Annotated in this window: 26 protein-coding genes; 13 read left to right on the top strand and 13 right to left on the bottom strand. The window is 75.1% G+C overall.

Going from position 1 to position 26,686, the window contains the following annotated elements:
• Window positions 1-192: 192 nt before the first annotated feature.
• Genes ACFV0O_RS34905 through ACFV0O_RS34895 form a run of 3 tightly spaced genes read left to right on the top strand, consistent with a single transcriptional unit; the run spans window position 193 to window position 3,022 of the window.
• Window positions 193-954 (top strand): (Fe-S)-binding protein, encoded by a 762-nt coding sequence (locus ACFV0O_RS34905; RefSeq protein ID WP_380347892.1) that lies wholly within the window; start codon window positions 193-195, stop codon window positions 952-954.
• A complete protein-coding gene (locus ACFV0O_RS34900) occupies window positions 951-2,366 on the top strand; it encodes a lactate utilization protein B (RefSeq protein ID WP_380347890.1) in 1,416 nt (471 codons plus the stop codon). The genes ACFV0O_RS34905 and ACFV0O_RS34900 overlap by 4 nt, the downstream gene beginning before the upstream one ends.
• Window positions 2,363-3,022 (top strand): lactate utilization protein C, encoded by a 660-nt coding sequence (locus ACFV0O_RS34895; RefSeq protein WP_380347888.1) that lies wholly within the window; start codon window positions 2,363-2,365, stop codon window positions 3,020-3,022. The genes ACFV0O_RS34900 and ACFV0O_RS34895 overlap by 4 nt, the downstream gene beginning before the upstream one ends.
• On the opposite strand, the gene ddaH is transcribed toward ACFV0O_RS34895, so the two are convergent.
• Together ddaH and ACFV0O_RS34885 are read right to left on the bottom strand one after the other, a co-directional pair.
• Window positions 3,009-3,836, bottom strand: a complete 828-nt coding sequence (gene ddaH, locus ACFV0O_RS34890) for a dimethylargininase (RefSeq protein WP_380347886.1) — start codon at window positions 3,834-3,836, stop codon at window positions 3,009-3,011. The two genes, ACFV0O_RS34895 and ddaH, sit on opposite strands and share 14 nt — an antisense overlap.
• 212 nt (window positions 3,837-4,048) lie before the next feature.
• Window positions 4,049-4,948, bottom strand: a complete 900-nt coding sequence (locus ACFV0O_RS34885; protein WP_380347884.1) for an MBL fold metallo-hydrolase — start codon at window positions 4,946-4,948, stop codon at window positions 4,049-4,051.
• 218 nt (window positions 4,949-5,166) lie between these two features.
• On the opposite strand from ACFV0O_RS34885, the gene ACFV0O_RS34880 reads away from it, so the two are divergent.
• Window positions 5,167-5,949: an SGNH/GDSL hydrolase family protein gene (locus ACFV0O_RS34880; RefSeq protein ID WP_380347882.1), complete on the top strand. Its 783-nt coding sequence runs from the start codon at window positions 5,167-5,169 to the stop codon at window positions 5,947-5,949.
• A gap of 16 nt (window positions 5,950-5,965) precedes the next feature.
• On the opposite strand, the gene ACFV0O_RS34875 is transcribed toward ACFV0O_RS34880, so the two are convergent.
• Window positions 5,966-6,388: a DUF2809 domain-containing protein gene (locus tag ACFV0O_RS34875; protein WP_380347880.1), complete on the bottom strand. Its 423-nt coding sequence runs from the start codon at window positions 6,386-6,388 to the stop codon at window positions 5,966-5,968.
• A 296-nt stretch (window positions 6,389-6,684) separates the two neighbouring features.
• On the opposite strand from ACFV0O_RS34875, the gene ACFV0O_RS34870 reads away from it, so the two are divergent.
• The gene (locus tag ACFV0O_RS34870; protein WP_380347878.1) at window positions 6,685-8,163 is read left to right on the top strand and encodes a DUF2252 domain-containing protein; all 1,479 of its coding nucleotides are present in this window, start codon (window positions 6,685-6,687) and stop codon (window positions 8,161-8,163) included.
• 84 nt (window positions 8,164-8,247) lie between these two features.
• Here the strand turns inward: ACFV0O_RS34870 and ACFV0O_RS34865 are convergent, their stop codons facing one another.
• From ACFV0O_RS34865 to ACFV0O_RS34850, 4 genes are all read right to left on the bottom strand, one after another.
• Window positions 8,248-8,934: an alpha/beta fold hydrolase gene (locus tag ACFV0O_RS34865; RefSeq protein ID WP_380347876.1), complete on the bottom strand. Its 687-nt coding sequence runs from the start codon at window positions 8,932-8,934 to the stop codon at window positions 8,248-8,250.
• 253 nt (window positions 8,935-9,187) lie between these two features.
• Complete coding sequence (locus ACFV0O_RS34860; RefSeq protein ID WP_380347874.1) at window positions 9,188-10,909, bottom strand: SpoIIE family protein phosphatase; 1,722 nt, start codon at window positions 10,907-10,909, stop codon at window positions 9,188-9,190.
• A gap of 696 nt (window positions 10,910-11,605) precedes the next feature.
• Window positions 11,606-13,081 (bottom strand): MFS transporter, encoded by a 1,476-nt coding sequence (locus tag ACFV0O_RS34855; RefSeq protein WP_380347872.1) that lies wholly within the window; start codon window positions 13,079-13,081, stop codon window positions 11,606-11,608.
• Window positions 13,078-13,644 (bottom strand): helix-turn-helix domain-containing protein, encoded by a 567-nt coding sequence (locus tag ACFV0O_RS34850; RefSeq protein WP_380347869.1) that lies wholly within the window; start codon window positions 13,642-13,644, stop codon window positions 13,078-13,080. The genes ACFV0O_RS34855 and ACFV0O_RS34850 overlap by 4 nt, the downstream gene beginning before the upstream one ends.
• 330 nt (window positions 13,645-13,974) lie before the next feature.
• Between ACFV0O_RS34850 and ACFV0O_RS34845 the strand changes: the two genes are divergently transcribed.
• Window positions 13,975-14,721, top strand: coding sequence for a class I SAM-dependent methyltransferase (locus tag ACFV0O_RS34845; RefSeq protein ID WP_380347867.1), 747 nt, complete (start codon window positions 13,975-13,977; stop codon window positions 14,719-14,721).
• A 309-nt stretch (window positions 14,722-15,030) separates the two neighbouring features.
• Window positions 15,031-16,308, top strand: a complete 1,278-nt coding sequence (locus ACFV0O_RS34840) for a DUF5685 family protein (protein ID WP_380347865.1) — start codon at window positions 15,031-15,033, stop codon at window positions 16,306-16,308.
• Window positions 16,309-16,481: 173 nt separating this feature from the next.
• Here the strand turns inward: ACFV0O_RS34840 and ACFV0O_RS34835 are convergent, their stop codons facing one another.
• On the bottom strand, window positions 16,482-16,625 hold the full coding sequence (locus ACFV0O_RS34835; protein WP_380347862.1) for a hypothetical protein: 144 nt from the start codon (window positions 16,623-16,625) through the stop codon (window positions 16,482-16,484).
• 154 nt (window positions 16,626-16,779) lie between these two features.
• Between ACFV0O_RS34835 and ACFV0O_RS34830 the strand changes: the two genes are divergently transcribed.
• A complete protein-coding gene (locus ACFV0O_RS34830) occupies window positions 16,780-17,049 on the top strand; it encodes a hypothetical protein (RefSeq protein ID WP_380347860.1) in 270 nt (89 codons plus the stop codon).
• Window positions 17,046-17,657, top strand: coding sequence for a chitosanase (locus ACFV0O_RS34825; protein WP_380347858.1), 612 nt, complete (start codon window positions 17,046-17,048; stop codon window positions 17,655-17,657). The genes ACFV0O_RS34830 and ACFV0O_RS34825 overlap by 4 nt, the downstream gene beginning before the upstream one ends.
• A 136-nt stretch (window positions 17,658-17,793) precedes the next feature.
• Here ACFV0O_RS34825 and ACFV0O_RS34820 read toward each other — a convergent pair whose 3' ends face one another.
• Complete coding sequence (locus tag ACFV0O_RS34820) at window positions 17,794-18,357, bottom strand: TetR/AcrR family transcriptional regulator (RefSeq protein WP_380347856.1); 564 nt, start codon at window positions 18,355-18,357, stop codon at window positions 17,794-17,796.
• A gap of 103 nt (window positions 18,358-18,460) precedes the next feature.
• On the opposite strand from ACFV0O_RS34820, the gene ACFV0O_RS34815 reads away from it, so the two are divergent.
• Both ACFV0O_RS34815 and ACFV0O_RS34810 read left to right on the top strand, forming a co-directional pair.
• Window positions 18,461-18,943 (top strand): DUF1348 family protein, encoded by a 483-nt coding sequence (locus ACFV0O_RS34815; RefSeq protein ID WP_380347854.1) that lies wholly within the window; start codon window positions 18,461-18,463, stop codon window positions 18,941-18,943.
• Window positions 18,944-19,183: 240 nt separating this feature from the next.
• Complete coding sequence (locus tag ACFV0O_RS34810) at window positions 19,184-20,236, top strand: hypothetical protein (RefSeq protein WP_380347852.1); 1,053 nt, start codon at window positions 19,184-19,186, stop codon at window positions 20,234-20,236.
• A 59-nt stretch (window positions 20,237-20,295) separates the two neighbouring features.
• Here ACFV0O_RS34810 and ACFV0O_RS34805 read toward each other — a convergent pair whose 3' ends face one another.
• On the bottom strand, window positions 20,296-20,889 hold the full coding sequence (locus tag ACFV0O_RS34805) for a hypothetical protein (RefSeq protein WP_380347850.1): 594 nt from the start codon (window positions 20,887-20,889) through the stop codon (window positions 20,296-20,298).
• A gap of 61 nt (window positions 20,890-20,950) precedes the next feature.
• Entirely contained in the window at window positions 20,951-21,472 is a 522-nt protein-coding gene (locus ACFV0O_RS34800; RefSeq protein WP_360268213.1) for a MarR family transcriptional regulator, read from the bottom strand.
• A gap of 80 nt (window positions 21,473-21,552) precedes the next feature.
• Between ACFV0O_RS34800 and ACFV0O_RS34795 the strand changes: the two genes are divergently transcribed.
• Window positions 21,553-22,914 carry an MFS transporter gene (locus tag ACFV0O_RS34795; RefSeq protein WP_380347847.1) on the top strand — a complete coding sequence of 454 codons (1,362 nt, stop codon included), beginning with the start codon at window positions 21,553-21,555 and terminating at the stop codon, window positions 22,912-22,914.
• Between the two features lie 10 nt (window positions 22,915-22,924).
• On the opposite strand, the gene ACFV0O_RS34790 is transcribed toward ACFV0O_RS34795, so the two are convergent.
• A complete protein-coding gene (locus ACFV0O_RS34790; RefSeq protein WP_380347845.1) occupies window positions 22,925-23,812 on the bottom strand; it encodes an alkaline phosphatase family protein in 888 nt (295 codons plus the stop codon).
• A 105-nt stretch (window positions 23,813-23,917) separates the two neighbouring features.
• Complete coding sequence (locus tag ACFV0O_RS34785) at window positions 23,918-24,913, bottom strand: phosphatidylserine/phosphatidylglycerophosphate/cardiolipin synthase family protein (RefSeq protein ID WP_380347843.1); 996 nt, start codon at window positions 24,911-24,913, stop codon at window positions 23,918-23,920.
• A gap of 321 nt (window positions 24,914-25,234) precedes the next feature.
• Here ACFV0O_RS34785 and ACFV0O_RS34780 point away from each other — a divergent pair, with 321 nt between their 5' ends.
• Window positions 25,235-26,527: a serine hydrolase domain-containing protein gene (locus tag ACFV0O_RS34780; RefSeq protein WP_380347841.1), complete on the top strand. Its 1,293-nt coding sequence runs from the start codon at window positions 25,235-25,237 to the stop codon at window positions 26,525-26,527.
• The last annotated feature ends 159 nt before the right edge of the window (window positions 26,528-26,686 follow it).

Raw genomic sequence — 26,686 nt, 5'->3', positions numbered from 1 at the left:
AGCCCCCCCGGCCCCGGCTCCGCGGCCGGGGGGGGGGGCCGCGTGGCCCTCTCCCCCCGGCGGGGGGCCGCGGTCCCCCGCCCGCCCCCCCCCCCCTGACTCCGGGCCCACGACGGCGAGTTCCCCCCACGGCACCGGTCCGCTCGATACGATCACGAGCGGGCCGGTGCCGCACGACTGGAGGGAGCCCGGATGCGGGTCGCGCTGTTCGCCACCTGCGTCAACGACGCGCTGTTCCCCGCCACCGCGGTCGCCACCGTGCGGCTGCTGGAACGCCTCGGCGTGACGGTGGACTTCCCCGCCGGACAGACCTGCTGCGGGCAGCCGCAGTACAACACCGGCTACCGGAGGGCCTGCGAACCGCTGGTGCGACGCACCGCGCGGGCCTTCGCCGGGTACGACCACGTGGTCACCCCCTCCGGTTCCTGCGTCGCGATGGTGCGCGACAACTACCCGAGGCTCGGCGCCCGGGCCGTCGCCGAGGGCCGGGGCGGCGAACTGGCCGACCTCGCCGCCGACCTGGCGCCCCGGGTGCACGAGCTGACCGAGTTCCTGACCGACGTGCTCGGCGTCGAGGACGTCGGCGCGCACTTCCCGCACACCGTCACCTACCACCCCTCCTGCCACGGCCTACGGGTGCTCGGACTGGGCGAGCGGCCGCGCCGACTGCTGCGCGCCGTCCGGGGGCTGGAGCTGGTCGAGCTCCCCGGCGCGGAGGAGTGCTGCGGATTCGGCGGCACCTTCGCGGTCAAGAACGCGGCGGTCTCGGCGGCCATGGCCGCCGACAAGATCGCGAACGCCCTCGGCACCGGCGCCCGGGTGCTGTGCGGCGCCGACAACTCCTGCCTGCTGCACCTCGACGGCACGCTGCGCCGCCGGGGCGAGGCACTGCGCCCGCTGCACCTGGCGGAGATCCTGGCCGCCACCGAGGAGCACCCCTGGAGGCCCGCGTGACCGGCACCTTCCTCGGCATGCCCGCCTTCCCCGAGGCCGCCGCCCGGGCCGTCCGGGACGAACGGCTGCGCGCCAACCTGCGGCACGCCACCCACACCATCCGCGACAAGCGGGCCCGGGCGGTCGCCGAACTCGCCGACTGGGCCGAGCTGCGCGCCGCCGGGAAGGCGATCAAGGACCACACGCTGCGCCACCTCGACCGCTACCTGCTGCGGTTGGAGGAGTCCGTCACCGCGGCCGGCGGCACCGTGCACTGGGCCGCCGACGCCGAGGAGGCCAACCGGATCGTCGCCGGCCTGGTCCGGGCCACCGGGGAGACCGAGGTCGTCAAGGTCAAGTCGATGGCCACCCAGGAGATCGGGCTGAACGAGGCGCTCGCCGCCGAGGGCGTCACCGCCTACGAGACCGATCTCGCCGAACTGATCGTGCAGTTGGGCGACGACCGGCCCTCGCACATCCTGGTGCCCGCGATCCACCGCAACCGGGGCGAGATCCGGGAGGTGTTCGCCGAACGGATGGCCGACTGGGGCCGCCCGGCACCCGAGGGCCTCACCGACTCCCCCGCCGAACTCGCCGAGGCCGCCCGGCTGCACCTGCGGGAGAAGTTCCTGCGCGCCCGGGTGGCCGTCTCCGGCGCCAACTTCATGGTCGCCGAGACCGGCACCCTGGTCGTCGTCGAGTCCGAGGGCAACGGCCGGATGTGCCTCACCCTGCCGCGCACGCTGATCTCCGTGGTCGGCATCGAGAAGGTCGTGCCGACCTGGCGGGACCTGGAGGTCTTCCTCCAACTGCTGCCCCGCTCCTCCACCGCCGAGCGGATGAACCCGTACACCTCGATGTGGACGGGCACGAGCGGGGGCGACGGCCCGGAGGAGTTCCACCTGGTGCTGCTGGACAACGGCCGCACCGCCGCGCTCGCCGACGAGGTCGGCCGCCAGGCGCTGCGCTGCATCCGCTGCTCGGCCTGCCTCAACGTCTGCCCGGTGTACGAGCGGGCCGGCGGCCACGCGTACGGATCGGTGTACCCGGGGCCGATCGGCGCCATCCTGACACCCCAACTGCGCGGCACCGCAAGCCCGTTGGACGCCTCGCTGCCGTTCGCCTCCTCGCTCTGCGGAGCCTGCTACGAGGTGTGCCCGGTGGCGATCGACATCCCCGAGGTGCTGGTCCACCTGCGCGAGCGGGTCGCCGAGCAGGGCGGGCACCCGCTGGAGCGGGCCGCGGTGGCCGCCGCCGGGTACGTACTGGACCACCCGGCGGCGCTCGCGGCCGCCGAACGGCTGGCCGGGCGCACCCGCGCGCTGCACCCCCGCCGGCTGCCCGGGCCCGGGCGGGCCTGGACCGACACCCGGGACCTGCCGGAGGTGCCCGCCGAACCGTTCCGCGACTGGTGGCGGAGGAACCGCACATGACCGCACGGGAGTCGATCCTCGCCCGGATCCGGACCGCGCTCGGCGACACCGCCGGGGCGGACGAGCAGCCGGTGCCCCGCGACTACCTGACCGCGCACGTGCCGCCGGACGACCCGGCGGCGCTGGTCGACCTGCTGCACCGCAACCTGGCCGACTACCGGGCCGTGGTGCACCGCTGCCACGAAGACGAACTGCCGCAGCGGATCGCCGGGTTGCTGGCCGGGCGGGGCAGCCGGACGGTCGCCGTGCCGGACGGGCTGGCGGCCGGCTGGCTGGCGGCGGCCGCCTCCGCCGTCGAACTCGTCCCGGACCGCGGGACGCTCACCGCGGCCAGGCTCGACACCGTCGACAGCGTGGTCACCGGCTGCGCGCTGGCCGTCGCCGAGACCGGGACGATCGTGCTGGACGCCGGTCCCGGCCAGGGGCGGCGGCTGCTCTCGCTCGTCCCCGATCACCACGTCTGCGTCGTCCGGGCGCCGGAGCAGGTCGTCGCCTCGGTGCCGCTCGCGCTGCCCCTCCTGGATCCCCGGCGGCCGCAGACCTGGATCTCGGGACCCTCCGCGACCAGTGACATCGAACTCGACCGGGTGGAGGGGGTGCACGGCCCGCGCACCCTGGAGGTGCTGCTGGTCGACGGGGGCCTCAGGCCGGCCTGAGCTCCAGCGTGCAGCACTTGGCCCCGCCGCCGCCCTTCAGCAACTCGGAGACGTCCACCGGGATCGGCTCGTAGCCGTGCTCGGCGAGGCGGCCCGCCAGGTTCTTGGCGGTGTCCGGCAGCAGCACCCGGCGGCCGTCGGAGACCGCGTTCAGTCCGAACACCTCGGCGTCGGCGCGGTCGGCGAGGATCGCGTCCGGGTAGAGCGTGCGCAGCACCGCGCGGCCGTCGGCGTCGAAGGCCTCCGGGTAGTACATGACGTGGTCGTCGGCGAGGACGGCCAGGGCGGTGTCCAGGTGGTAGAAGCGCGGGTCGACCAGGTTCAGACTGACCACCGGCACGCCGAACAGCTCGCCCGCCTCGGCGTGCGCGGCCCGCGTGCTGCGGAAGCCCGTCCCGGCGAGCACCCGGCCGCCCACCACCAGGTGGTCGCCCTCGCCCTCGTTGACGTGCCCGGCGCGGCGCACCTCGCGGTAGCCGTGCGCCCGGAACCAGGCCTGGTAGGCGTCCGACTCGGCGGCGCGCTCCGGGTGGCGGAAGGTCGCCACCAGGGCCCGGCCGTCCAGTACGGTCGCGCCGTTGGCGGCATAGACCATGTCGGGCAGCCCGGGCAGCGGGTCGATCAGTTCGACGGTGTGGCCGAGCCGGCGGTAGGTCCGGCGGAGCCGCTCCCACTGGCGCAGCGCGAGCGCGGTGTCGGTGGGCCGGCCCGGGTCCATCCACGGATTGATCGCGTAGTCCACGGTGAAGTGCGTCGGACGGCACATCAGGTAGCGCCGTGGCCGCGCGGTGCGCTCCGGGGTCTGCGAGGGCATGGCTCAACCGTCCTTGGATCGCGGGAGGGACCGGGTTCCGCCGGTACGGAACGCCGCTCTGTTGCAGAGGCGGCTGCCCCGGCGGCACCGTTCGCACACCCGCGCGGGCGCCCCCGGTGGACGCACGCCCCCGCGCAACCGGCGCGAGCACCGGCGCACGGGCTCTCCCCGTCGGCTGCCGACGGGGAGAGCCGACGACGGAGCGCCCGTCCCTACCAGCGGACCGCCGTGAAGTCGACCGGCGCCGGCCGCAGCCCCCGGCAGCGCTCGGCGAGGGAGCGCAGCCGGCGGTCCGCCTCCTCGGCGGGCATCCGGCGCCGGTCGCCGTGGCCGGGCAGCAGCCACTCGAAGCGGAGCACGCCCAGGGCGCGTTCCAGCGAGGCGGCCTGCTCCTCGATCGAGTACCAGGTGACGGCCTCCTGCACCTCCACGTCCCCGGTGGTGCGGGACCAGTACAGGCTGTCGCCGCTGAAGCAGTACCGCTCGTCGGCGACGAACAGCACGCTGCCGCGGGTGTGGCCGGGGAAGGGGTGGGCGACCAGCCCGGGGGTGATCTCCACCGGCCCGGTGCCGCGCAGCACCCGGTCCGCGTCGGGGGCGGCGTCGAGGTCGCCCTCGTGGATCCAGAGCCGGGCGCCGAGCCGGTCGGCGTAGCGCCGGCCGTGCGCGGCGTGGTCCTGGTGGGTGAGCAGGACGTCGGTGACCGGGCCCAGCGCGGCGTAGCGGGCGGCGAGGGCCTCGCTGTAGCGGGGCGTGTCGACCATCGCCCAGCCGCCGGGGCGGCGGCACAGGTAGGAGTTGGCGCCCGCGGTCCGGCGGGAGTTGTGGCCGAGCAGCAGCACGTCGCCGGCGTCGTCGAGCGCGAGCGGGAAGGGGTCGCCGCCGGGGTCGAGCGGGCCGGTGCCGGGGCGCACGGAGCGGGTCGGGCAGGCGTGGGCGGCGGCCAGCAGTTGCCGGCGCTCGGCCGCGTCGCGCGGCTGCCGGACCAGCTCGGAGCGGCCGGCGTGCTCGCGGACCAGGTCCGGCGCGAGCTGTCGGGCGACGTCGCAGTTGGTGCAGCGGTCGTCGATGGACCAGGTCTCGGGTGCGCCGGAGCGCGTGTCGGTGGCCATGGATGCCTTCCCCCAGGAGGACGGCGGCCGGGCGGCCGCTCCCTTCGAGCATCGGCCGGGCGGGCCCGGAAGCGGTAGGGGGTACGGATCTTGTGCTTTCCGCGACACGGCGCTCCGAGCGGCGGAGAGGGGCCGATGAGCGTACGTGCTCCATCTCACGTGCCACCAGGGCCACCTACGGTGGCGTAGGTCACTTGATGAGGTGAACTATCTCTTTCATGCCGAACCTCCAGGAGACCCTTCACCTCAGTTCGTACGCCGCCCTCGGGGACAGCTTCACCGAAGGCCTGAACGACCCCGGTGTCGACGGCAGGTTCGCCGGGTGGGCCGACCGCCTGGCCGGGATCCTCGCCGACGGGCGCCCGCCGGGCGCGTTCCGCTACGCCAACCTCGCGGTGCGCGGCCGGCTGCTGGACCAGATCGCGGCCGAGCAGGTGCCGCAGGCCGAGCGCCTCCAGCCCGACCTGGCCACCTTCTGCGCCGGCGGCAACGACATCCTGCGACCCGGAAGCGACCCGGACGAGGTCGCGGAGCGCTTCGAGGCGGCCGTCGTCCGCCTCGCCGCGTCCGCCGGGACCGTGCTGATCTGCACCGGCTTCGACACCCGCGACGTCCCGCTGCTGAAGCACCTGCGCGGCAAGATCGCCACCTACAACGGACACATGCGGGCCGTCGCCGACCGCAACGGCTGCAAGGTGGCCGACCTGTGGTCGCTGCGCGCGGTGCAGGACCGGCGCGCGTGGAGCGAGGACCGACTGCACCTGTCCGGCGACGGCCACCAGCGGGTCGCCCTGCTGGCCGCGCGCTCACTGGGCCTGGCCACCGACCAGGACCCGGAGGCACCGTGGCCGGACGCCCCCGTGCTCACGCCCGCCGACCAGCGGCGCGAGAACATCCAGTGGGCCCGCGAACACCTGATCCCGTGGGTCGGCCGACGCCTGCGCGGCGAGTCCTCCGGCGACCACGTCGAGGCCAAGCGGCCCGACCTGATGCCTCTCTGACGGACCGTCAGGCCGGTCAGGCCCGTCGTGCCGCTCCACCGGACAGCGCGGGACGCACCCTCCGCGCCGCCCGGTGGAGCAGCACGGCCCCGACCGCGCCGACCAGGTACCAGAACAGGTCCGGCGGGTTGAAGGTCGAGCCGAGGACCAGCCGGGCGAAGGTGCTGCGGCGGCCCCACGCGTCCGGCAGCCCGGTGAGCTGGAACAGCTCCACGGCCCAGCTCAGCGCGGCCGCCGCCACGCCGGCCCGGACCGGGCGCACCCGCGGAACGGCCAGCACGATCAGGGCGTACAGCAGGACGGTGTAGAGCGCGTCCCCCGCGTACTTGGCGACGTCCCCGCCCGCCACCGCCCGCACACCCAGTCCCGCGGCCACCGTCACCACCGCCGCCGCCCCTGCGGCCGCACGGGCCCGCAGATTCCCCCGAAGATCATCCACGCGCCCACGCTACCCCGGCCCGGGACGGCACCCGGACGGCACCCGGTCCGCACCCATCATGCGCCCCTCGCGCCGCGGCCCGGGGCGGGGCGGGGCGGGGCGGGCGAGGACGCCCGACCCACCCACCGCTCCCGCGACCGCTGCCCACCGCCCCCGCGACCGCGACCGCCCGCGCATCTCACTCCCCCCGCAGGAACCACCGCGCGGCTCCGGACGTCACTCCCCCCGATGACACCATCCGCGCAGGTCGCGGGCGGGTGAGGACCGGAAAGGACGGGCGGGGCGCGGTGGCGCGGATGACCGAGGCAGTGGACGGGGCGGAGCCGAGAACGGCGGGAGGCCGGGGCGGCCCGGGTGTCGTGGCGCAGCGCAGCGGGGACGGCCCGGCCGGACCGGCCCGGCGCGGGTTCGCCGTGGCCGGGTTCGCGCCGGCGCAGGACGGGCAGGCCAAGGAGCGGGGCAAGGAACTGAGGCTGCGGGTGCCCCGGGAGCGGCACGCCGAGTTCGCCGCGTCCCCCGGGCGGCCGACCGCCGTGCAGGCGCTCGAAGCGTCGAACGCGGGCCGGATCGACGCGTTGGTGCCGATCAGGGTCGGGCGGATGGCCGCCACGCCGTTCGCCTTCCTGCGCGGGTCGGCCGGGCTGATGGCCGCCGACCTCGCGGGCACCCCGGTGACCGGGGTGGGCGCCCAGCTGTGCGGGGACGCGCACGCCGCCAACTTCGGCCTGTACGGCGACGCCCGCGGCCAACTGGTCATGGACATCAACGACTTCGACGAGACCGTGCACGGCCCGTGGGAGTGGGACCTGAAGCGGCTCGCCGCCAGCATGGTGCTGGCCGGCCGGGAGACCGGCGCGAGCGAGGCCACCGCGCGCGACGCCGCCGAGCACGTGGCCGGCGCGTACCGCCGGACCATGCGCACCCTCGCCAAGCTGCCCGCGCTGGACGCCTGGAACGCCGTCGCCGACGAGCAGCTGGTCTCCTTCGCCGAGGCGCACGACCTCGCGGACGTGCTGCGCAAGGTCGGCGCCAAGGCGCTCGGCAACACCAGCGCCAAGTTCGCCGCCCGCAGCACCTCCCGCACCGCGGACGGCGGGTGGCGGTTCGCGGCCGCCCCGCCGGTGCTCACCGAGGTGACCGACGCGACCGCCCGGGCGGTCGCCCACGCGCTCGGCCCGTACGTGGAGACGGTGCCCGCCGAGGTGCGCACCCTGCTGTCCCGGTACCGGGTGCAGGACGTGGCGTTCCGGGTCGTCGGCACCGGCAGCGTCGGCACCCGCTCGTACGTGGTGCTGCTCACCGACCACCAGGACCAGCCGCTGGTGCTGCAGGTGAAGGAGGCCCGCCCGTCGGTCCTGCTGCCCCACCTGCCGCAGCCGGCGCAGCAGGCGCAGGACGGCCACGAGGGCCGCCGGGTCGTCCTCGGCCAGAAGCACATGCAGGTGGTCAGCGACACCCTGCTGGGCTGGACGACCGTGGACGGACTCCCGTACCAGGTGCGCCAGTTCCGCAACCGCAAGGGCAGTGTCGACCCGGCCGCGCTGAAGCCGGGCCAGCTCGACGACTACGCGCGGATCACCGGCGCCCTGCTCGCCCGGGCGCACGCGCACACCGCCGACCCGGGGCTGCTGGCGGGGTACTGCGGCAAGGGCGAGGCACTGGACGAGGCGGTCGCGGCCTTCGCCGTCGCCTACGCGGACCGCACCGAGGCGGACCACGCCGATCTGCTCACCGCGGTGCGCAGCGGGCGGCTGGCCGCCGAACACGGCGTCTGATCCCCGGCCCGCGCAGCGCCCTGAGCGTCCTCAGCGCTCTCAGCGCCCTCAGCGCCCTCAGCGCCCTCAGCGCCCTCAGCGCCCTCAGCGGGCCAGGAACGGCGCCACCACGGCGACGAACTCCCCGGGCCGGGCACCGTGCACCAGGTGCCCGGCCTCGACGGTGACGAGCCGGCAGTCCGGGATCAGCCGGGCGAGTTCGGCGATCCGCTCCTGGGGGATGTGACTCGCCGGCCCGCCGGCGACCGCCAGGGTGCGGGCGGTGATCCGCGCCAGCCCCTCCCGCCAGGCCGGATCGGGGTCGTCCAGCTGGGCCCGGACGGCCCTGACCATCGCCCAGTCGAAGTGGACGCTCCCGTCCGGCTCGTCCGGCAGCGCGCTCGCGGGGCGCGGGTACAGCGCCGGGATGTCCTCCAGGACCAGCCGGTCGATCCGCTCCGGCGCGGCCTGGGCGAGGAGGAACGCGACGGCGCCGCCCATCGAGTGGCCGACCAGGTCGACGCGCTCCAGCCCGAGCGCGTCGAGGAAGGCCAGCACGTCGTCCCGCATCGCCTGCAGGCTGTAGGAACCGGGCCGACCGCTGTCGCCGTGGCCGCGCAGGTCGAGCGCGAACACCCGGTGACCCGGCGCGAGCCCGGGCAGGACGACGTCCCAGTCGGCGGCGCGCTCGCCGAGGGCGTGCAGCAGCACCAGCGGCGGTCCTCCGGCGGGCCCGCTCTCACGGTAGGCGAGCGTCACTCCGGGCAGGTCCACGGTCCGTACATCGGTCATGCCGACCACCGTACGGCCCCCGGTCCCGCCCGCGGCCGGGTGTTCGCCCTCGGCTCAGCCGCTGGTCGGGCGCGGTGCCGGGCGCGGTGCCGGGCGCGCGGACCCACCCGGGCGGGTCGATCGACAGGGCGGGTACCCCGGTCTCGGCGAATCCGGCGCGCGGTCCGCTGCCCATCCGCCTGACACCGTCGGCGATCTTGAGGAGGCCGACGGCGATCGTCCTGAGCGTGCCGCTCGGCGGGTTGCGGACCCGCTACGGCACCCGGGTGCCCTTCGGCAGGTCGAGTTCCGCCCAGACCGCCTTCCCGAAGGCGGTCCGGCAGGCCCCCCAGCGACGGCACAGGACGTTGATCAGTTGCAGTCCGCGCCCGCCCTCGTCGCTCAGCGAGGCGTGCTGGATCTGCGGCAGGTCGGGGCCCCGGTCGGACACCTCGATCACCAGGCGGTCATGCCGGAGCAGCCGAAGCGGCCCGATGGCGCGGCCGTGGCGCAGGGCGTTGCCGGCCATCTCGCTGACCACCAGTTCCGCCGCGTCGACCAGGTCGGTCAGTCCCCATCCGGCCAACTGGTTCCGGACCAGGCGGCGGGCGGCGCCGGCGGCCGAGGGGTCCGCCGGGAGGTCCCACACCCGGACCTCGGCGGCCGCCCTGCCGTCGAGCGCGTCGGCGACCACCAGAACCGCGTCGTCGTAGCGGCCGACCGGCACCAGTTCCGCTGCCTCGGGCCCGGGGCGGGCCCGGAGCACCGGGCCGGCCTCCCGGCGCAGCCGCTCCAGGTCGTCCGCGAGGTCCCCGCGGCGCGTCTTGGCCAGCCCGTCGGTGTACAGCAGGAGCCGGGCCCCGCCGGGCAGGATGATCCGGGTCCCGTCGTAGGGGATCGTCCCGGCGCCGATCGGGCCCCCCACCGGCAGGTCGACGAAGCGCGCGGGGCCGTCCGGGCCGACCAGGACCGGCGGCACGTGCCCGGCCGAAGCGAGCGCGCAGCTGCCGTCGGCCGGATCGTAGACGGCGCACAGGCAGCTGGCGACCTGCTCCTCGTCGAGGTCGCGGGCCGCCAGGTCGAGTCGGGCGAGCACCCGCTCGGGGACCGTGTCCAGGGCCAGCAGGATGCGGGCGGCGCCGCGCAGGCGGCCCATCGTGGCGGCCGCGGGCAGGCCGCCGCCGAGGACGTCGCCGACCACCAGGGCGCTGCGGCCGCCCGGCAGCGCCACGACGTCGAACCAGTCGCCGCCCGCGACCCGGCCGTCCAACGCCGGCAGGTAGCCGCAGTGCACGTCCAGTCCCGGGGTCGGCGGGGACTCGCGCGGCAGCAAGCTCCGCTGCAGGGTGACGACCGTGTCCCGCTCCCGCTGGTAGAGGCGGGCGTTGTCGATGGACAGGGCGGCCCGTCCGAGCAGTTCCGTCACGAGCGCGAGATCCGCCCGGTCGAATCCGGGCCGGTCGCCGGAGCGGACGAAGTCGGCGATCCCCAACAGCACACCGCGGGCAATCACGGGGACCACCAGGTAGCTGTGCACACCGGCGGCGGCCAGCTGCGCGGCACCGCTCCGGGTGGAGGCGATCCGCAGGTAGTCGTCCGGGGTCGTCCTGCTGACCATGACCGGTTCGCCGGTCACCAGGGCGTCCCTGGAGTAGCTGGGCCCGAGCAGGCTGGGGCTGCCGACCGGATCGGCCTCGATCACGCGCACGCTCGGTATCCAGGCGATTGCCATCGCGCGCAGCGCGGGCCGCTCCGGCTCCTGCCACCGCTCGGTCTCCTCGCCCCGCAGCACCGTTTCGAGGAGGTCGACCGCCGCCCCGTCGGCGAACCGCGGCACGGTGAAGTCGGCCAGCTCCTGCGCGGTGCGCTTCAGGTCCAGCGTGGTGCCGATCTGTCGCCCCGCCTCGTTCAGCCAGGACAGGTCGGCCGGCAGCCGCTCGGATCCGGCCCCGCTGCACGGAGTACCGCCGCCGCCCGGAAATCGCGGTTCGGCCATGGCCTCCGCCTGTCTTGTGCAGTCCGGCCGTCCCCACCAGCCTCGCACGGGACGTGGCCGGTTGCACGGCGCGGCCGCCCGGCCGCCCCGGGGAGCGGCGGCTCGGGGCAGCCGTGGCCCCCGGGGCCGCTGCGTGGTCCGGCGCGGGACCGTGGCGGCCGGGGAAATTCCTCGGTCGAACGTGGGCACAGGGGCTCCCGGCACGGGTGGCGGCTTGCGGACCGGCCCGGGGCGGTCCGGGGCGGTCCGGCCCGGGGCGGTCCGCCGGCACCGACCGGCTCACGGAGACTCGACACCGGCCTGCGCGCGAGCGGCTGTGCCGAGGACTTCGATGCCTCCTCCGGGGCGGGGTGAGCGGGCCGAAGTCGGGGAGGGCACGGCGCAGCAGCCGGAGTGCGCGGTCGGTGTTGCCCTGGCCGGCGGCGGAACCGCGGCGGATCTCGGCGAAGCCGGGGCCGCGCCGGTCGCCGAGGGCAGCGCAGAGCCAGGTCCTGTCCGGGTGGGTTCGGGTTCGGCGGGGGCGTCCTGCCCGGCCTCGTGCAGGGTCGCGCCGATTCCGGCCGTGCACCGGGCGATGCGGCCGATTCGCGACGGCGGCGGGCGATGCGGCCGAATTCGCGACGGCGGCGGGCGATGCGGCCGAATTCGCGACGGCGGCGGGCGACGGCAGGACCACCCGCCGACGCCCGGCCGGGTTCAGTCGCGGACGGGAGTCCGCCGACGGGTCGGCGTGACCGGCCGGTCCTCGGGCTGCTCCCGTGCGGTGGCGCGGCCCGCGAGGACCGAGGCCAGGACGGCGAGTGCGGCCACCGCCGCGCAGACCGTGCTGGCGGCGAGGTAGGCGGAGCGGTGCCCGCCCCCGCCGGCGGTCTCCCGCAGGTACACGCCGGACAGCGCCGAGACCGCGACCGCCGCCGCGATCCGCTGTGCCATCTGCAGGATCGCCCCGCTCACCCCGGCCGCCTCGGCGGGGGCGTGACGCAGCACGTACGCCTGGTTGGTGGACGCCATCAGGCCGATCGACGCACCGCCGAGGAGCTGGAGCAGCGCCAGCAGCCAGGGCAGCACGGCGGCGGACGCCCAGTGCGCGACCAGTCCGGCGGCGAGCATGGTCAGGGCCGACCCGGTCATGCCGACGGTGACGGTGCGCCGGCCGAAGCGCTGGACGACCCGCCAGGCGAGCGCGGAGGCGACGCCCATGGCGACGGCGGACGGCAGCGCGACCAGCGCGGCGCCCATCGGGGAGAGCCCGAGGCCGTCCTGGAGGAACATCGTCAGCACCAGCGAGGCGGCCAGCGACGAGCCGAACTGGGCCATCGCCGTCACCGTGCCGAGCGCGTACGGCGCGGACCGGGTGAGCGCGGGGTGGATCAGCGGGTGGCCGCCGGCCCGGGCGTAGCGGCGCTGCCACCACACGAGCGCGCCGAGCAGCAGGAGCGCGGCGGCCGCGAAGGCCGACCAGCCGGCCCGGCCCGGCGGCCGGACGAAGGGCAGCATCAGGACCAGGGTGAGCGCGCCGACCAGCAGCAGGCCGACCGGGTCGAGGTTCGCCTGCCGGGCACTCGGCCGGGGCCGGGGCAGGTGACGGACCGCCAGGACGAGGGTGGCCAGGCCGAACGGCAGGTTGAGCAGGAAGGTCAGCCGCCAGCCGAGCCCCGGGCCGGCCGCCGCCAGCACCGCACCGCCGATCGGCGGGCCGAGGGCGAAGGCGAGGCCGCCGGTGACGGCGTACATGCCGAGGGCGCGGGCCCGCAACTGGCCGTCGAAGACGTCCTGGAGGGTGCCGATCATCTGGGAGTTGACCAGGCCCGCGCCCGCCCCCTGGACCAGCCGGGCCGCGATCAGCACCCCGGGCTCGGTGGCCGTCGCGGAGACCAGGCCGACCAGGGTGAACAGGGCGAGCCCGGCGACGAAGAACCACTTGCGGCCCTTGACGTCACCGAGCCGCCCACCGGGTATCAGCGCCAGGCCGAAGGCGAGCGAGTACCCGGCGACGATCCACTGCAGGTCGGCGGGCCCGGCGTGCAGGGTGCCGCGCAGGGCGGGTATCGAGGTGTTGAGCACGGACTGGTCGAGCAGCGTCGTGAAGCCGCCCGCGACGCAGACCAGCAGGACGCGGCGCCCGGCCGCGTCGAACCGCTCCTTCGCCGGCGGGCCGTCGGCGGCGCTCACGGCTCGACCACCACCAGGGCGTACCGGGCGTCGCCGGGGCCGAGGCTGCGGAAGCGGCTCGTCCCCGCGACGTAGCGCAGGCAGTCGCCCGGGGTGAGCAGCTGCGCCTCACCGTCCGCCGTCAGCTCCAACGCGCCCTCGAACAGCCAGAGGTGGTGCTCCCGGCCGGGCACGCAGGCGCGGTCGTACGCGATGTCGGCGCCCGCGGGCAGCCGACCCTCGACGATCTCCGCCCGCAGCGAGCCGTGCGGCGGGGACACCGACCGCCGCACGAAGCCGGTGGTCTCGTCCCGCCACACCTGCTGCTCACCGGCCCGCACCAGCCGGGCCGGGCCGGCTGCCTCCACCTCGGCGAGCAGCCGCGACATCGTCCGGCCGTACACGGCGCACAGCCGCCCGAGCAGCGCCGCCGTCGGACTGACCTCCGCCCGCTCCACCCGCGACAGCGTCGACCGGCTGACGTCCGCCAGCCGGGCCAACTCCTCCAAGGTCCACCCGCGTTCGAGCCTCAGCTCGGCGAGCCGCTGCGCCAGGCGCTCGTCGGCGACCGTATCGATTCCCATATTCGCGATGCTATCCCGGATACGGGATCCACTTCCGGGATCTCCTGCGGGCGCCGGGACGGGCGACGTCGCGGGGCGGGTGACGTCGCGGGGCGGGTGACGTCGCGGGGCGGACGACGTCGCGGGGCGGCTGGGTTCGGGGCGGGTGACGGCTGTCTGAGCGGCGCCCTCCCGTACTCCCGCCCGTGAGCCGGGCCCCGGACGGTGCCCAGCTTTGTGGCTTCGACCAGTACGACGCCCCGCGGGCCGTGCGGTTGACTGCCCGCCAGAGGCCGCGACGCGTGCCGAAGGCGCGGCGGCGGGACACGGATCCGACGGAAGGACCACACGGTGGGCGGGCAGCAGTACGACGGGATCGGCGAGGCGTTCGAGGGCTTCAAGTCCCTGCCGCTGATGCGGTACGGCGAGGTGCCGAGCTTCCTGGGCATGGTCGGGGACGTGCGCGGCAGGTCGGTCCTCGACCTGGCGTGCGGCACCGGCTTCTACAGCCGGGAGTTCAAGCGGCGCGGCGCCGCGGAGGTCCTCGGGGTCGACATCTCCGGCGAGATGATCGCCGCCGCCCGGGCGATCGAGCAGCGCGACCCGCTGGGCCTGGCCTACGAGGTCGGGGACGTGGCCGAACTGCGGCCCCTCGACCGGCGCTTCGACATCGCGCTGGGCGTGCAGTGCCTCAACTACGCCGAGTCCGTGGCGGCGATGGAGCGGATGTGCCGCACGGTCCACCGGAGCCTGGTGCCGGGCGGGGAGTTCTTCGTGCTGGCCCAGAACCCGGACTACCGCTTCGACTGTCCGTCCCTGGAGACCTACGGGTTCCGGTGCGAGCCGACCGGCGAGGAGTCCGAGACCGGCCCGCGGGTCCGGGTCACCGCGTTCCTCGACCCGCAGCCGATCAGCATCGTCGCCTCGGCGCCGCGCCGGGAGGTCTTCGAGCAGTCGCTGCGGACCGCCGGGTTCGACGGGCTGGAGTGGGTGCCGTTGCAGGTCTCCGAGGCCGGCGTCCGCGCGTACGGCGAGGCCTTCTGGGCGGACCTCCTCGCGCACCCCCCGCTGGAGATGCTGCGCTGCCGCGCCTCCTGAGGGCCCGCAGCCCCTCCCGCCGACACGGTCGTCCCCGGCCCGGCGTCGCCACCCGGCAGCTTCTCCCTCCGGGGGAACCGGCCGCCCGCCGACGGGCCTCCTGCTGATCGGGGGCCCGTCCCCGGCCGGGTCCTGCTCGACGGGGGTCCGTCGGCGACGGGGATCCCTCCTCGCCCGGGGTCGACCCCTCCGGGGCCGGTCTCCCCCGGAGGCCGTCCTTGGCGGGGGCTCGGCCCAGGCGCGCCGCCGATCATATGATGTGCGGCGAATCGTGGCCGGTCAGCGGCCCGAATGTCGAGGGGGACGATCGTGTTCGGCATCATCAGACCGTGCAGGCACCGGCTGTCCGAACGGCTGCAGACCTCCTGGATGGCCCACCTGTGCGGGCTCTGCCTCGCACTGCGCGACGACCACGGACAGCTCGCCCGGACCGCCACCAACTACGACGGCCTGATCATCTCCGTCCTGGTCGAGGCCCAGGCCGCCCGCGAGGACTCCTCCTGGCGGCGCACCGCCGGACCGTGCCCGCTGCGCGGCATGCGGACCGCCTCCGTCGCCAGGGGCGAGGGCGCCCGGCTCGCCGCCGCCGTCTCGCTCGCGCTCGCCTCGGTGAAGATCCGCGACCACGTCGAGGACCGCGACGGCGTGTTCGCCCGCCGCCCGGTCGCCGCCGGGGCCCGCGCGGTCACCCGGCGCTGGGACCGGCAGAGCGCCGGCAGCGCCTCGACGGTCGGCTTCGACACCGCCGTCCTGCTCGACGCCGCCTCCCGCCAGGGCGAGTTGGAGCGATCGCTGCGGCCCGGCGGATCCGTTCTGCTGGTCACCGAGCCCACCGAGACGGCCACCTCGGCCGCCTTCGCGCACACCGCCGCGATCGCCGGCCGCCCCGGCAACGCCGCCCCGCTCGCCGAGGCCGGGCGCCTGTTCGGCCGGCTCGCCCACCTCCTCGACGCCGCCGAGGACCAGACCGCCGACGCCGCCTCCGGCGCCTGGAACCCGCTGACCGCCACCGGCACCGACCGCGCCGAGGCCGAACGGCTCTGCCGCGACGCCGTCCACGGCATCCGGCTCGCACTGCGCGAGGTCGAGCTGAATGACCGGGCACTGGTCCACCTCCTGCTCGCGCACGAGACGGAGCGCGCCGTCGACCGGGTCTTCGGGTCCGCGCACGCGGCGAGCTGCCGCACCGGGGGCGGCACGGAGCACGGACCGGCCGGCGGCGCCACGGCCGAGCACCCGCACCAGGCACCGCCCCATCAGGCGCCCCCCGGCCAGGAACCGGGCGGGCCGGTCCCGCCGTGGGTGCCGCAGGGCCCCGGCTTCACCCCGCCCGGCTCGAAGCCGCCACGCCCGCGCAACCTGCTCGCCGGCTGCGCGGTGTGGGCGCTGATGGCCTGCACGTGCCAGCTGCTCTGCTGCGAGCACGAGGACCCGTTCAGCCGCGAGCGCCGCAAGGGGTTCTGCGAACGGCACGACTGCTGCGAATGCTGCGACGCCTGCAGCGGGTGTGACGGGTGCGGCGACTGCTGCAGCTGCTGCGACGGATGCGACTGCTGTGACGGCTGCGACTGCGGATGCGACTGCTGATCGCCCGTCAGTCGGTGGCGGCTCCCGGGCCCGCCACCGGCCGCTGATCGACCGCCACCGGGCCGGAGTGCCCCCGCAGCACCCCGGGCCGGTCCGCGCCCGCGTGTTCCACCCGTTCGCCCTCGCCGCGCCGTCACAACGGAACCACCGTCACCGGCCGGCACCCGGCGAGTTCAGGCGTCACGGCCCGCCGCCTCCCGGTCGGCCGCCAGCGAATGCTCCAGCTTCGCCAGCAGCTGCCGGAACCGCTCGGTGTCCTGCTCCGTCATCCGCCCGTCGGGCACTGCCCCCGGCCACTCGGCCGTTCTCTCGTCCATGCGCCCGAGACTAGGCGGCGACGATCAATGGCCGATAAACGCCGCCTGGAGGCGGGGACCGGTCGGACCGATGCGGTCTCCGCCTCCTCAGGCCCCCGCCCTACTCTGCTGCCGCAAGCTCGCGCTCTTCCCCCACGGAGATCGGAGCACCTCCATGCGCGTTTCCCGAACCACCCACCGCCTCGCCGCCGTTGCCGCCGCAGCCGCACTCACCGCGGGCGCGGCGTGGACCGTCGCACCGGCCCAGGCGTCACCCGACCCGGCGGCCGCGGCCGCCGCGCCCGCCGACGCCCGACTGCCGTCCGACGGCGGGCTCACGCCCGACCAGCGACGCCGGGCCGACCAGCTGATCAGCGTCTTCGAGAACAGCACCACCGAGATCCAGTACGGCTACGCCGAGAACATCGGGACGGCCGGGGCGTGACCGCCGGCCGGGCCGGTTTCACCACCGACGACGGCGACGCGCTCAAGGTCGTCCGCGCCCACACCGCCGCCTCCCCCGACAACCCGCTCGCCCGCTTCGTCCCGGAGCCGGAGCGGCTGGCCGCATCCGGCAGCGGGGAGACCGGCGGCCTGCCCGAGGACGAGTACGTCGCGGCCTGGAAGCAGGCCGCCGGGGACCCCGTCTTCCGGCGGGTCCAGGACGACGAGGTCGACCAGCGGTACGTCACCCCGGCGATGGACCAGGCCGACCGGCTCGGCCTCACCACCGCCCTGGCCCGCGCCGAGCTGTACGACGCCTCCATCCGGCACGGCAACGGCGGCGAGTACGACGCCCTGCCCGCACTCCTCGCCCGGACCACCGACAGGGTGGGTCCGCCGGCCACCGCCGGGGAGCACGCCTGGCTGGACGCCTTCTTCGACGTCCGGATCGACGATCCGACCGACCCCGCCAACCCGTCCACCGCCGACGAATGGCGCAGGTCGGTCGACCGGGTCGAGTGCCTGCGCCGGATCGCCGCCGCCGGGAACCGGGACCTCGACGGTCCGTTCACCGTCACGGCCTTCGGCTCCTCCTACACCATCGGCTGACGCCACCGGCCCGGGCCCGGAGCGCAGGCCCCGCTCCGGCGCTCCGGGTCCTGCTCCGGGTCCGGCCGCCGTCACCGGTCGGCGGACGACAGCCGGCGGACGACGACCGCCCGGCCGCCTGACCGCCCGGCCGCCGCTACCGCACGCGTGCGGCGTCCAGCAGCAGCCGGGCGGCCTCCTTGGCATCGGCGGCGGACGTCGGGTCGCCGTGGACGGCGGCGGTGGTGATGGCGCCCTCGGCGAGCAGGGTCAGGTGGACGGCGGTGGCGGGCGGGGCGCCGGCGGCCTCGGCCAGACCGGCGACGTAGCCGCCGAACTCCTCCTTGTGGTGCCGCGCGGCGGCCGCGACGACGGGCGTGGTCGCGCCCAGTTCGCCGAAGGAGTTGACGAACGCGCAGCCGCGGAAGCCGGGTTCGGCGAACCACAGGCCGAGCCAGTCGAAGACCGCGAGCAGCTGGTCCCGGGGCGAGCCGCCGGAGCGGGAGACGTGCACGGCGAGGCTCTCCCGCCAGCGGCCGTCGCGGCGCAGCAGGTAGGCCTCGACCAGGTCGTTCTTGGACGGGAAGTGCTGGTACAGGCGGCGCATCGTCATGCCGGAGGCCGCCCGGACGGCGTCCATCCCGACCGCCTGGATGCCCTGTCCGTAGAACAGCTCCTCGGCCGCGTCGAGGATGCGGGTCCGCGGGTCTTCGTGCTCCATCTGCCGTGCCCCTTGAGCGAGAACGATAGTTCTCCTATCGTAGCCACCAGAGTGAGAACGATCGTTCTCACCGGCGGAATGCCCGCTCCCGAGGAGTTCACCCATGACCGAACAGCGCGACGCACAGCGCCCGCCCCTGCCCCCGTTCACCGCGGCGACCGCCCGGCAGAAGGTCCGGGCCGCCGAGGACGCGTGGAACACCCGCGACCCGCAGCGGGTCGCCCTCGCGTACACGCCCGACAGCCGCTGGCGCAACCGCGCCGAGTTCGTCACCGGCCGCGGGCCGATCGCCGAGTTCCTCACCCGCAAGTGGCACCGCGAGCTCGACTACCGCCTGATCAAGGAGCTCTGGGCGCACGACGGCGACCGCATCGCGGTCCGCTTCGCCTACGAGTGGCACGACGACGCCGGCCGCTGGTACCGCTCCTACGGCAACGAGAACTGGGAGTTCGCCCCGGACGGCCTGATGGCCCGACGGCACGCCTCCATCAACGACCTGCCGATCACCCCCGAGGAACGCCTGTTCCACTGGCCGCTCGGCCGCCGGCCCGACGACCACCCCGGCCTCACCGAGCTCGGTCTCTGAGCACCCACCGGGCGACCCGGCTCCCGGACCGGCCCCGGGGTCGACTCCGGGGCCCCCTGGGCCTCCGGGGCCGACTCCGGGGCCTCCGGGCCGCTACCCCACGGCAGCTGACGGCGTATCGGAGAACCGCAGCTCCGGACGGCACTGTTCCGCACCTGTGACACGCCGCGAACCCGCCCCTGACCTCGCACTGGGACGCTTCGTTCTCGAAAGCGAACAGCACCTGAGGGGGACCTGGACATGTCCGTGCGCAACAGATTCGGCACCGCCGCCGCGATCGCCCTGATGACCACCATCGGCGCGGTCCTGCTCTCCGCCTGCGGTCCGGAGAACTCCGGCTCCGGGTCCACCACGGCTCCGACCGGCGCCGCGCCGGGTTCCGCCGCGCCGGGGACGGCCGCCCCCGGCGCAGCGTCCGGCTCCGGCAGCCCGGCGCCCGGCGGCAAGGAGGTCAACGGCACCTCCGCCGCCAACCACCTGACCATCAGCACCGGCACCCGGACCGTCGCGATGAACGGCACCACCGTCGACTTCGGCACCGTCGTCCGCGACCTCGCCTGGTCCCCCGACGGCAAGAAGGCCGCCTTCGTCAACGGTGACGGCGACCTCGTGCTCGCCAACCCCGACGGCACCGGGAAGGTCACCCTCGCCAAGAACCCCGGCGGGGAGACCTGGTCCCACCCCACCTGGCTGCACGCGACCACGGACCCCGGTGTCACCGACGTCCCCGGCGCCCTCGCCCGCTTCGACGCCATCGTCTTCGCGAGCAGCAAGGGCGGTGCGCTGAAGCTGGAGAAGGTCCCCACCAAGACCCCCGGCGCCACCCCCGAGGTGCTCACCCCGCACAACTCCGAGGGCGGCAGCGACACCATGCCGCAGCCCCCGCAGACCGGGAACACCTGGGCAAACGCCGGCGGCCACCGCGGCGAGATCGCGTACGCCAACACCCCGGCCAACGAGGTGTACATCTACGACGACTACATCCGGCCCGCGACGCGGGACCTGGGCAAGGGCTCCCAGCCGGCCCTCTCCCCCGACGGCGAGCAGCTGGTCTTCGTCCGCTCGGTGAACGGGCACGACCACCTGTTCACCCGGTCCACGCAGTTCGACCGGAAGGCCGAGAAGGACCTCACCCCGTCGGCCACCACCGACTACACCGAGCCCACCTGGTCGCCCGACGGCAGGACCATCGCGGCCCGCACCCCGGACGGCGTCAGCACCCTGCCCGCCGACGGCTCCGCCCCGCCGGCCCAGGTCTCCACCGTCAAGGGCCTGCCCGCGTACCGGCCGTAGGCCTCCGGAGCACCGACCGCGGGGCCCGTTCCCGGGCCCCCTGGTCCACCGCCCCCGGCCTACCGCCCCCGACCCGGCCCGGCCAACTCCGCGCGCAGCTCGGCCAGGTGCTCGTCGGCCGACTCGTGCGGCAGGAACTCGACCAGGTCGAGGAAGCGGAACAGCACCCGGCTCTCGGTGACCGCGTACTCGTAGTCCCCGAACCCGACCACCGCGCCCAGCCCGCCGCGCGCCGCCCCGCGGACGGCGGCCGACGTCAGGACGTCGGCCGCGTCCTCGGCGGTCGCCCGCCGGCGGGCGTTCGGGCGGGCCAGGTACGGGCAGACCATCGACGCGTAGAGCATGCACGCCCGGTGCCCGGGGCCCTCCATGGTCGGCGCGAGATTGCGGTACGGCTGCCCGGCCGCGAGCGCCCCGGCGATCGCGGCGCTCTCGGCGGGCCCCACGACCCGCCACACCGGTCCGCGCTCCATGAATCCGCCGCACACCGAACAGCGGCGCTCCAGCGCGCAGTCGGCGCTGCGCCCGTGGTCGGTCAGCGCGAACTGCGGCTCGCCCCCGTGCCACGGCGTGATCGCCGGCACCGGGTACCCCCGCCCGTCCCGGGGACGCGCCCCCACACCGTCCGGCATCGGCACCAGTTCGAATCGCACGCCCCTATCGATACCAGGGACGGGGGTGGCGGGTCGACCCCGGCGGAGGGTCCGCAGCGCACTACTCGCCCTCCTCCTGGGCGAGCATCACCTTGCGCAGCAGCTCCGACAGCGTGTGCCGCTCCTCCTCGGACAGCACCCCCAGCAGCCGGCGCTCCTCCCGCCCGACCACGTCGAGGGCTTCGTGCCAGGCGGCGCGCCCGGCGTCCGTCAGCACGATGTCGACCTTCCGCCGGTCCTCCGTCGAGGGCGTGCGCCGGACGAAGCCGCGCCGTTCCAGGGTCTCCAGCCGACCGGTGATCGAGGCCGGCGCGAGGTTGAGGTCGGCACGCAGGTCGGAGGGGGCGGCGTGGCCGCCGCGGCCGGCCAGCTCGTGCAGGGTGTCGAACTCGTGTTTCTGCAGCCCGTAGTCGGCGACGCCCTGTTCGCGGACCCGGCGGAAGTGGCGGGTGAGCCTCGACATCCGGGTGACGGCGGCCTCGATGTCCGGGTCCAGGCCGGGCAGCACCGGCTGCCAGCGGTCGACGTGGCCGTCCGTCCAGTCTCGCGGCGGGGTGTCCTGCTGAAGGAGGTGCTCGGCCATGGCAGGAGTCTACAAACCCTGAAGCAGCACCACCAAAATATTCGTTGCCAAAATTTCGACACCGAAATACAGTGCGGCGCGTGAACCGACACCCCTTACACCTGCCCGGTTTCCGCCTGCTCTTCATCGGCCGGACGATCTCCACCCTCGGCGACGCCGTCGTCCCGGCCGCCCTCGCCATCGCCATCACCCGGGCCACCGGCTCCTCCGCCGCACTCGCCCTGGTGCTCGGCTGCGCGATGGTGCCGAAGCTGCTCCTGCTGCCGATCGGCGGGGTGGCCGGGGACCGCTTCGACCCGCGCCTGGTCGCCCTCACCACCGACCTGGTGCGGGCCGTCGCCCAGGTGCTCGTCGGCCTGGAACTGCTCCACGGGCGCCCGAGCCTGCTGCACATCGCCGTCGCGTCGGCGGTCGGCGGCATCGCCTCGGCCTTCGCCATGCCCACCGCCTCCCCGCTCGTCGCGGCGACCGTCCGGGGCGAGCTCCGGCTGCGGGCCAACGCCCTGCTCAGCACCGCGACCGGCGTCGCGCGCCTCGGCGGCCCGGCGCTCGCCGGGCTGCTGGTGTACACGGCGGGGCCGGGCTGGGCCTTCCTGCTGGACGGCCTCTCCTTCGCGCTGAGCGCCGCACTGCTCGCCCGGCTCCTCAGGCTCACCCGGCCCACCGCCGACCGCCCCGCGAGCGCCGACCGCACCCCGGCCGCCGACGGCGCCGACGGCGGGCGGCGTTCGCTGCGCCGGGACCTCGCCGAGGGCTGGAGCGAGGTGCGCGCCCGGGACTGGTACTGGACCAGCCTGATCGCCCACGGCGTGTGGAACGGCGCGAGCGCCGTGCTGCTCACCCTCGGCCCGCTGATCGCCGCCACCCGCCTCGGCGGCGACGGCGCCTGGGTGGCCCTGACCCAGGCCGGGGCGGTGGGCCTGCTGGCCGGCTCGCTGATCGCCGGACGGCTCCACCCCCGCCGCCCGGTGCTCGCCGGGAACCTCGCCCTGGCGCTGTTCGGGCTGCCGCTGCTGGCACTGGCCGTCCCGGCCCCGGCGCCGGTCGCGGTGGCGGCACAGGCGGTGGCGATGGCCGGGCTGGGCTTCCTCAACCCGGTGTGGGCGACGGTGGTGCAGCAGGACGTCCCGGCCGGGAGCCTGGCCCGGGTCAGCTCGTACGACTGGCTGCTCTCGCTGGCCGCCGCCCCGGTCGGGTACGTGCTGGCGCCGCTGGCCGCCGACGCGTGGGGCAGCCGGGTGCCGCTGCTGGCGGCCGCGGTCCTGGTGACGCTGGTCTGCGCGGGCACGGCGGCGGTGCCCGGGGTGCGGGCGTACCGCGCGCGGCCGGCGGCCGCCCCGGGGAGCCTCCCCGGGGCCGACGACGGACCGGACCGCGCGAGCGGGTCCGGGCCGGTGACCGAGCGGCCACCGGCCCGGACCGGGGCTCGGGTCAAGCCCTGATCACCGCGGGTCAGTTCCAGATGCCCGTGATGTCGCTCGCGGTGGCCGCGTTGCCCGCGTGCCCGGAGGTGCCGGCCAGGTCCTCCAGGGTGCGCAGCACGTTGTAGTGGTTGTCCGTGGTGGCGGAGCTGCTGCCGGGGGTGACGTGGGCGCCGTAGAGCAGGGTCGGGATGCGGTTGCCGGACAGCTTGTTGTCCTCGTCGAAGGTGACGACCAGGAGGCTGTTGTGGGTCTGCGCCCAGGCGGCGTACGCGCCGAGGTTGTTCTTGATCCAGGTGTCGCCGGTGCCGACCGAGCAGTCGTGCATGTCGCTGCAGAGGTTCGGCACGACGAAGGAGACGTTCGGCAGGGTGGTGTAGTCGGTCGGGAACTGCGCGAAGGTCTTGGCGCTGCTGACCGGGACGTTGCCGAAGCCGAACCACGGGTTGTGCTTCTGGGCGTAGTTGCCGCTGCTGCACACGGTGCTGCCCTGGCTGGGCAGGGACTCGTTGTAGCTGGCCCAGGTCTTGCCGGCGGCGATCACCTCGGAGGCCAGGTTGGCGCTCTGGAAGCCGCCGACGGTCACGCAGCTGTCGTCGACGCGGCCCTGGGTGGAGCCGGAGAACAGGGCGTAGTAGTTCGGCTCGCTCGGGTGGGTGATGCCGAAGGACTGGGTGAGGTTGGCGCCGCCCGCCTTCAGGGTGTTGTTGAGGTACGGGGCGCTGCTGCTGCCGATGACCTGGGAGTAGGCGTGGTTCTCCATCACCACGACGACGATGTGGTCGGGCGTGGGGAGGGCGGCCGCCTGCGCGGTGGTGGCGGTCGCCGCCCACAGGCCGGCGGAGGCGGCGACCAGGGCGACGGCGGAGCCGATCGCGGTCGCGGTGCGGCGGGAGCGGGGCTTCGTGGACGAAGTCATGACAAATCCTCGGGTACGGAGCGGCCCGACGAGCCGCTCGGACGGGGGGTGAACTCCTGACGGGGGGTGAACTCCTGGGGCCGACAGCCGGTACGGCCGATGCGGCTAGTACGGCGCGCCGTGGGCAAAGTCGCCGGCGAAGGTGGACTCGACGGTGCCGAGCACCCCGGAGTCGGCGGTGATCAGGCCCAGTTCGCGGTTGTGGTTCAGCGAGTTGTCGGAGAAGTTCTCCGAGCCGGCGAACACCTCGGCCGACGCCGTGCCGTAGTCGGCGACGATCGCCTTGGCGTGGACGTACGGCCCGGTGGTCGACGAGTAGGTGACGACCTTGGCGCCCGCCGCCGCGACCTGGTCGAACTCGTCCGCGTACGAGGTCGGGTTCATGCCGACCACCCGCACCGTGATGCCGCGCGAGGCCGCCGCGGCGACGGCGTCCACCAGCGCCGGGTCACCGAACTCCAGCTGCTCCAGGTCGAGGCTGGTCCGCGCGCCGTTGATCAGGGCCAGCAGCCGGGACTGCGCATCGGTGGGCGACCAGACCAGGTTGTCACCGTCGGTCGGGGTGACGGCGGTCCTGGCGTAGTCGGCGGCGAAGACCCGCTCGATCGCGGCGACGTCGTTGGCGTCGGTGTCGACCACGCCGTAGTCGCGGTCGTTCGCGTAGTAGGCGGAGTCCAGGTTGCCGGTCATGATCAGCGACGTGGTGCCGTCCACGGTGACGGTCTTCTGGTGGGTGTAGACGAACGCCGTGGACGAGTAGGTCACGCCGACCCCGGCGGCCTTCAGCGCCGAGTAGGCGGAGCCGTTGACCGAGGGGTGCGCGCCGTCGAGGATCACCCGGACCTTGACGCCGGCGCGCTGACGGGCGATCAGGGCGTCGACGGCGGTGGTGTCGCGCAGCTCGTACATGGTGACGTCGACGGTCCGGGCCGCCGAGCCGATCAGGTCGTAGACGACGGTGTGGTCCTGGTCGGGGAACACGATCGCGGTGAACGTGCCGGGGGCCGCGGCGGCGGCCCCGGCGGTGCCGGACAGCGGTATCAGACCGGCGGCGGCGAGCAGCAGGGCGCCGGCCCGGGATGCCAGGGAGGCCAGGGGCATGGGGAAGCTCCGTGGTCGGTGAGGGGACTGCTGGCGGGGAACGGGTGCGGTGGTTCCGGCGGGGGAGCCGGTGCGGGGAGCGCACCGGCGGCGCATCGGGCGCCCGAACAGCATGGGGCGCGGCCGTCCATGCGGGTAGACGACGGCGGGTGAAACCTTGGCTCCGGAGCGGGAAACGCACGGTGCGGGCGACACGCCGGTGCCCGCAACGGACGATGCGGGCGAATCGGTTCACATTGCCATCGGCCGCCCCGGCCGGTGATAGTGATCTTCGATCGGCGCGGCCCGACGCCGCGTCACTTGATGAGAGAGCCGAGGAACATGGCGACGACCAGCCTTCTCCGTCCCTTCGCGGTGGCCGCCGCCGGTGCCGTCCTGGTGGCGACCGGTGCCACGCACGCCGCGGCCGCCGACTCCGGTACCGCCGGCGCGCCCGCCTCCGACGTGCCCGGCGTGCTCGCCGCCCTGCAGGCCACCACCGTGGCCGGCGCCCCCGGCGCCTTCGCGGTGATCCGCGACCACGGCGGCACGGAGAACACCCGCTCGGTGTCGGTCGGCCGGGCGAACCTGGACGGGACCCCGATGAACTCCTCGTGGAGGTTCCGGGTCGGCAGCAACAGCAAGATGTTCACCGCCGTTCTCGTCATGCAGCTGGTGCAGGAGGGCCGGATCGACCTGGACAAGCCGCTGCGCGACTACCTGCCCGAGGGCACCCTCCCCGAGGGCTGGTCCATGACGGGCCGCCAGGTGATGGAGCACCGGGCCGGCATCTACGACCACACCAACGACCTGCTGGAGCAGGCCGGCGAGGAGACCACCAGCGCGTTCGAGGCGCGCATCCGCACCAAGGCGTACGACCCGCGCGACCTGGTCGCGATGTCGGTCAAGCACGGCGTGCAGTACACCCCCGGCAGCCGCTACTCCTACTCCAACACCGACTTCGTGCTGCTGGGCCTCGCGGTCGAGCACCTCACCGGCCAGCCGTTCGCGGAGGTGCTGAACGAGCGGATCATCCAGCCACTCGGCCTGCGCAAGACCTCCTTCGTGGTGCCCGACCAGGAGATCCGCGGCGCCCACGTCACCGGCTACCTCACCAACGACGACCGCAGCAAGCCGCTGCTCGACTCCACCGAGCAGACCGGCTCCTGGGTGTGGTCCGCCGGCGCCGTCATCTCCGACGCCGAGGACCTCGACCGCTTCCTCACCGCGCTGCTGGCCGGCAACGCGGGCGGGCTGGTCTCCGACGACTCGGTGCGGCAGATGACCGCCGCCCTGCCGACCCCCACCGCGAAGGTCTCCTACGGCCTGGGGCTCCGCCGCATCTCGCTGACCTGCGGGGACGTGTACGGCCACGGCGGCATCGTCCAGGGCTTCCAGACCCAGTCCTTCGTGACCCAGGACGGACGGCGCAGCGTGGTGGTCTTCGCCAACGCCTCCAACAACGGCGCGGTGACGCAGGGTCTGATGAACACGCTGGAGCCGGCCTTCTGCGGCAAGAAGCCCGTGGTCGCGCCGCGGACGTTCTCCGCGCCGAGCGCGGACCTCCCGGGTTCCGGCGCTCCGCGGACCGCCCCGGCGGCGCAGCTGCCGGTGGTGGAGGACACCCGGATCTGATCCTCGGCGCCCGCCCCCCCCGCACCGCCCCCCCCGGGGCGCCCACAGTCGCCCCCCCCCCCCGGGGGGCACCACCCCACACCCGCTGCCCCTTCCCACGCCGGGGTCACGCAGCGGTGCGCACCACCGCACCACCCGCGAATGCACCGCCGGGCACTC

The organism is Kitasatospora sp. NPDC059577, assembly GCF_042735475.1.
Taxonomy (GTDB): domain Bacteria; phylum Actinomycetota; class Actinomycetes; order Streptomycetales; family Streptomycetaceae; genus Kitasatospora.
This window is presented reverse-complemented; position numbering and strand designations above follow the sequence as displayed.